Genomic DNA, 1,310 nt, shown 5'->3' with positions numbered 1-1,310 from the left:
GTTGCTAACGCTATGCTTCCAGGAAAAGCCTCTAAGCTTCAGGTATTGGTGACCGTACCCTAAACCGACACAGGTGGTCAGGTAGAGCATACCAAGGCGCTTGAGAGAACTCGGCTGAAGGAACTAGGCAAAATAGTACCGTAACTTCGGGAGAAGGTACGCTCTTTGCTGTGAAGGACTTGCTCCGTAAGCAGCGAAGAGTCGCAGTGACCAGCTGGCTGCAACTGTTTATTAAAAACACAGCACTCTGCAAACTCGTAAGAGGACGTATAGGGTGTGACACCTGCCCGGTGCCGGAAGGTTAATTGATGGGGTTAGCGCAAGCGAAGCTCTTGATCGAAGCCCCGGTAAACGGCGGCCGTAACTATAACGGTCCTAAGGTAGCGAAATTCCTTGTCGGGTAAGTTCCGACCTGCACGAATGGTGTAATGATGGCCAGGCTGTCTCCAGCCGAGACTCAGTGAAATTGAAATTGCGGTGAAGATGCCGTATACCCGCGGCTAGACGGAAAGACCCCGTGAACCTTTACTATAGCTTGGCACTGAACATTGACCCTACATGTGTAGGATAGGTGGGAGGCTTTGAAGCTGGAACGCTAGTTCTGGTGGAGCCGTCCTTGAAATACCACCCTTGTATGTTTGATGTTCTAACGTAGGTCCCTGAATCGGGATTGCGGACAGTGTCTGGTGGGTAGTTTGACTGGGGCGGTCTCCTCCTAAAGAGTAACGGAGGAGCACGAAGGTTGGCTAAGTACGGTCGGACATCGTACGGTTAGTGTAATGGTAGAAGCCAGCTTAACTGCGAGACAGACACGTCGAGCAGGTACGAAAGTAGGTCATAGTGATCCGGTGGTTCTGTATGGAAGGGCCATCGCTCAACGGATAAAAGGTACTCCGGGGATAACAGGCTGATACCGCCCAAGAGTTCATATCGACGGCGGTGTTTGGCACCTCGATGTCGGCTCATCACATCCTGGGGCTGAAGTCGGTCCCAAGGGTATGGCTGTTCGCCATTTAAAGTGGTACGCGAGCTGGGTTTAGAACGTCGTGAGACAGTTCGGTCCCTATCTGCCGTGGGCGTTGGATGATTGAGTGGAGTTGCTCCTAGTACGAGAGGACCGGAGTGAACGAACCGCTGGTGTTCGGGTTGTCATGCCAATGGCATTGCCCGGTAGCTACGTTCGGAACGGATAACCGCTGAAAGCATCTAAGCGGGAAGCCGGCCACAAGATGAGTCATCCCTTAGACTTCGAGTCTACTAAAGGGTCGTTGGAGACCACAACGTTGATAGGTGAGGTGTGGAAGCGTGGT

The 1,310-nt window shown here is 52.5% G+C and carries 1 rRNA gene; it reads left to right on the top strand.

Features of this window, described 5'->3' with window-relative positions:
• Positions 1-1,310 (top strand): 23S ribosomal RNA (locus ACYVIC_RS19670); the annotation flags it as partial.

The sequence above is a fragment of the Rheinheimera gaetbuli genome, assembly GCF_054781935.1.
Note: the sequence above shows the minus strand (reverse complement) of the source record. Positions and strands in the feature narration are given on the sequence as shown.